The sequence below is a fragment of the Mycobacterium sp. genome (assembly GCF_032162605.1).
Taxonomy (GTDB): domain Bacteria; phylum Actinomycetota; class Actinomycetes; order Mycobacteriales; family Mycobacteriaceae; genus Mycobacterium.
The window spans coordinates 1-4,366 of record NZ_JAVROT010000054.1 but is presented as its reverse complement, the minus strand read 5'-3'; the positions used below and the strand labels follow the sequence as shown (position 1 = coordinate 4,366).

Sequence of the window (4,366 nt, the reverse complement as noted above, 5' to 3'; positions counted from 1 at the left end):
GAGCGCGAGCCCAGGCGCGCGTTTCACCCCGGGCACAGGGCGGTGATTCTTCGACGCGGCGCCGAGCTGCTGATGTCGTTCGGCTGGCTCGATGTCGTCGACCTCGGCGGCATCAGCACCGCCCGCGTCGCAGAGATGATGGTCAGGATCCGACTGCTGGTCATGCCGAGCCACGGCACGCCGATCTTCAACTTCAAGACATCATCGCCGCGATCGACGAGGCCTACCACATTCCCGACGTGCGAATCTGGCTGCGGGAATACCCGGCCGACAACGTCGCGCAGGACGGCCGGCTGGGTGCCGAGGCCATCAGACCGGTGTGTTTTCTCGAGGCACCGGAACTGTTCAGTATCGACGCGAAGCGAAAGATGGCCGAAAAGATCCTCACCGCTGTCGGCCGGGCCTACGACGGCATCGCCAACACCGCGGAGACGCTGATCCTGATGAACCACTACCCGCTGGAGAACGCGGGGTTTGCCGGCCGCCTCCAGTCTGACGACCCTCAGCTGGTCGAGGCGATGAAGCAGCTGAATCGATGAGCTCCGCCGGCGCCCAAAGGCGCCGGCCCATATCCCACTCGGAGCGGGTGCACCAGAGCACCCCGCTCCGTGACCGTGCGGACGTAGGAATGGAAACGGCGACTGGCGTATGGATGTTTTGGTGACAGGTGCGACCGGCAAGGCGGGCAGACAGATGGTGGAAGAGCTGGCTGCCGCGGGCATGGCTGTGCGAGCGGGCAGCCGCCATCTCGGCCCGGCGTCGCCCGGTCCTATTCGACTGGTCCGACAAGACAATCTGGGACCCGGCCTTGGGTACGGCCGAGTGCCTGGTCGTGAAGGGCCTTAATGCGGGAAAGATGAGTTCGACTGCTCCAGATTCGTTGGCTTCGGCTAAGGATCGGACAGCACCTGTGCGATCTCCCAGACGTGCCCGGCGGGGTCGGCGAACGCGGCGGTACGTCGGCCCCACCGCTGATCCACCGGGCCATTGATCATCTTCACACCGTGCTGCTCAAGTTCGGAGATCACTGTGTCCGCGTTCCTGACGTTGACGGTCAGCAGCGAACGGACGCCGATGCCAGCCGCGGCCACGGAGGCCGGCGCAATCAGGTCGTGTGCCTCGAACACCACCAGCAGGTTCGGGCGAGCGAAGCGACGGGAGATGACCATGATCATCACGTTCTTGAGCTTGAGCACCGCGGACTCGTCGTCCTCGGAGATCACCTCCAGGCCGAATACGTCGGTGTAGAAGGCCTTCACCGCCGGTAAGTCCTCCACGAACAAGGTGATGACCTCGAGTTCATTCAGCGCCGTGATCACATGCTCTCCTCCACTTGCGCCTTACAGGACTACAGCCCGATGGCAGCACTGCCGTGCGGAGCTGGTCAGCCTGAGATGATTTCGAGCGCCCCTGCCGCGCGTTTGAGCGTTGAGAAGATGACGAGGACGCCGGCTTCTTCGTTGGTCACGCCGCAATCCTTGGGTCATGGACGGGTTCACTTCGAACACCGTGAGAAGTTTGGTGGGCCCGCGACAACGTGACGGCCGGCGCGAGCAGTCCGTTCTGGTTTCGTTAGACGGGGGTGACGCGGTATTCGGTGTCTCCGCGGAATATCGGCGCGTTGCGTCTGGCGAAGTGCGCGAAGGTTGTAGGTGCAATCCCGAAGCGTTGATGGGTCGACAGGTCGACCGTTGAATGCCCCAGCCGGCGGCGTTCGTCGAATAGCTGGGCAAATGCGTCGGCTCGTTGTGGCGGGTAGCCGGCGTTGAGCCATTCGCGCAGCCGGCACCCGCCACGTCAGTGGCAAACGCGTCCTGCGCATCATGCCGGGACACCATCAAGCCCGTCACGCATGACGTTCGATGCCGGTGCGCGTCGCCCGACCGCGGTTGGGCCGCCGATCACCGCCATCCCCTTACTCCGGCGGCGGTTCGGCAATGTATTTACGGACCGCCGCCAGCATCCGGTCCAGCACCACGCCCAACGCGTCAAGCTCATCATCGGACAAGGGGTCGAAAAACAGCTGACGAACCAGCGCTACGTGGTTGGGGGCGGCCTTCTCGATGGCCGCCCTGCCCGCGGGCGTGAGGCCAACCACCGAACCGCGCGCGTCGTCTTCGCAGAACTCGCGAGCGACCAGGCCTCGCTTGACCATTCGGGTGACGTGATGCGAGGTGCGGCTGCGATCCCACCCCAGTGCGATCCCGAGATCTCTGGTCCGCAATTGCCCGTTCGGGGCCTCCGACAACGGCACCATGACGGCGTAGTCGGCCGCCGACATGCCTTCCTCCCGGGACAGCTCGAGTTGGAACGCCCCTTGCAGCTCTCGCCGTACATCTCGGTAGGACTGCCAGATCCGCGCTTCCCGTTTAGTGAGCCACCCAGACCTTCTGACCACGACATCCAAGCTAGCAGGGGCCTTCACCGACAATGTCGACGGAAAGGCAGGCATTAAGTGACCAATCCAGATTCACCGGACGTGACGACGTCTCCTGACAGTGAAGCTGAAGCAGTCAAGGCGGTGGTCCGCCGCAACACCGAACAAGTTCAGGGCCAAGGCGATTTCGCTCTGTTCGAGGAACTGTTCGCCGACGACTTCGTCGACCACACCCCCCAACCCGGCACCACGCCCGACAAATCCGGCGTTCGCGTCCTATACAACCGTCTGCGCGAAGCGTTTCCCGACTTCCGACCCGAGATCCATTGGCAAACCGTCGATTCCGACATCGTCACCACCTACAAGACCTACCACGGCACCCACCTCGGCGACTTTCTCGGCATCGCCCCCACCGGCAAGACCATCCAATTCGAAACGGTCGACGCCATGCGGGTTCGCGACGGAAAGATCACCGATCACTGGGGAGTAGCGAACCTGTACTCCGTCCTGCAACAACTCGGACAACTACCGCCTTCTTGACCTGAGCATCAGTCTCCGATCATCGAGTGGTGCCGTCCACCCTCGTGCCAGTTGGCCTGCAGGCGCAATCATCCAGGACGACGTGCGCGCCCAGCCCGCGTGAGACGCTGGCGTCGATCTGTTTGAAGAACCGCAGCACGTCAGCACCGGTGTGGCCCTGTCGCTGGTCGGTCGATACCTCGCCGGTGGTGACGTTCATCGCCGCGAACAGGTCGATGGTCCCGTTGCGCTTGTAGTCATGGGCCATGGCGGGTTACCGGTAGGGGTCCCTGTTTTCATGTCCTGCAACAGCTACCAGGTCTGTCCGTTCTCGCTATAGATGGGCGGGTTTCGCATTTGATGACGGCACCGGGGCCGCAGGTCAGCGGAAGCGGACATTCAACGTCGCCAGGCCGAAGATCTTCCGGCCCCCGGACCTCGCGGCGACGATGACGACACCGGAGCGGGTCACCGGGTCCAGCGACTTGATCCGGCCGCTGTACTCGATGTCGGCGCCGCCGGTGGCCGACACGATCGCGGGCTGAGACAGCCGCACCGCGTAGCGGGTAACCGCACCGGGGTCCCCCGACCATGCCGAGGCGAATCCGGCACCCAAACCCATGGTGAGCATTCCGTGGGCGATCACATCGGGTAGCCCTGCCAGCTTGGCGATGTCCTCGTCCCAGTGAATCGGGTTGGCGTCGCCGGCCACGCCGGCATAGTTCACCAGGTCGCCGCGGGACAGTCGGGCGTGGTGCACCGGTAGCTCATCGCCGACCGTCACGTCATCGAAGGACGGCGTCCCTGGCGTGCGGGTCGTGCCTGCCTCAGCGATGCGAACCTCGCCGTCGGGTCGCACCGTCTTCTGATAGGCGGCATCGGGTTCGTCGGCTCCGAGCATGTTCACGTCGTGCATCATCACGTTCTGCACGGCGGGCCTGATCGCCGGATCGACGTCCTCGGCGGTGACGCCGACGACGGTGGTGTGCAGGGTGTGCACGCGCTCGCCGGCAGTGTCGGTGTAGGTGTTGGTCACGGTGATCAGGTCTCTGCCGGCGATCCTGCGCACCGACGTCAACTCGACGTCGGTGTGCAGTTCGTCGCCAGCCACGATCGGGCGGTGCTGCTCGAAGACTTCTTCGGTCTGCAGGTACATGTCATAACCGACGACCACCGATTCGAACAGGTGCCGATTGGCTGCCATGGCCGGGATCGACGTAAACGTCAGCGGCGCCACCACGCCCGAGTATCCCAACTCCGCGGCGGCGGCGACCTCCCAGTGTGCGGGGTGATAGTCCTGCACTGCACGGGCGTACTCGCGTACCTTCTCATGGCCTACCAGGTAGGTGTCGTCTATCTGGTAGTAGTGGCCGACGCGCGATTCAATCGCCGACGTCTCTGCTGCTGCGGTCATGAATTTGCTCAACTTCTCTATCGGCTTGTTCGCTGAGGCCGACCAAAGCACACTAG

At 63.8% G+C, this 4,366-nt stretch carries 6 protein-coding genes; 2 read left to right on the top strand and 4 right to left on the bottom strand.

All coding sequences use genetic code 11. The features are described 5' to 3' along the window. Nucleotides 1-239 precede the first annotated feature (239 nt). Nucleotides 240-539, top strand: coding sequence for a tautomerase family protein (locus tag QOI01_RS02950; RefSeq protein WP_526378441.1), 300 nt, complete (start codon nt 240-242; stop codon nt 537-539). A 351-nt stretch (nt 540-890) separates the two neighbouring features. Here QOI01_RS02950 and QOI01_RS02945 read toward each other — a convergent pair whose 3' ends face one another. Both QOI01_RS02945 and QOI01_RS02940 read right to left on the bottom strand, forming a co-directional pair. Continuing rightward, complete coding sequence (locus QOI01_RS02945; protein WP_526378439.1) at nt 891-1,319, bottom strand: VOC family protein; 429 nt, start codon at nt 1,317-1,319, stop codon at nt 891-893. Between the two features lie 596 nt (nt 1,320-1,915). Next, complete coding sequence (locus QOI01_RS02940; RefSeq protein WP_526378437.1) at nt 1,916-2,398, bottom strand: MarR family winged helix-turn-helix transcriptional regulator; 483 nt, start codon at nt 2,396-2,398, stop codon at nt 1,916-1,918. 57 nt (nt 2,399-2,455) lie between these two features. Here QOI01_RS02940 and QOI01_RS02935 point away from each other — a divergent pair, with 57 nt between their 5' ends. Beyond that, complete coding sequence (locus QOI01_RS02935; protein ID WP_526378435.1) at nt 2,456-2,917, top strand: ester cyclase; 462 nt, start codon at nt 2,456-2,458, stop codon at nt 2,915-2,917. Between the two features lie 19 nt (nt 2,918-2,936). Here the strand turns inward: QOI01_RS02935 and QOI01_RS02930 are convergent, their stop codons facing one another. Beyond that, nucleotides 2,937-3,164, bottom strand: a complete 228-nt coding sequence (locus tag QOI01_RS02930; RefSeq protein WP_526378433.1) for a hypothetical protein — start codon at nt 3,162-3,164, stop codon at nt 2,937-2,939. A 114-nt stretch (nt 3,165-3,278) separates the two neighbouring features. Further along, nucleotides 3,279-4,310 carry a fused (3R)-hydroxyacyl-ACP dehydratase subunits HadA/HadB gene (locus QOI01_RS02925; protein WP_526378431.1) on the bottom strand — a complete coding sequence of 344 codons (1,032 nt, stop codon included), beginning with the start codon at nt 4,308-4,310 and terminating at the stop codon, nt 3,279-3,281. Nucleotides 4,311-4,366: the final 56 nt, after the last annotated feature.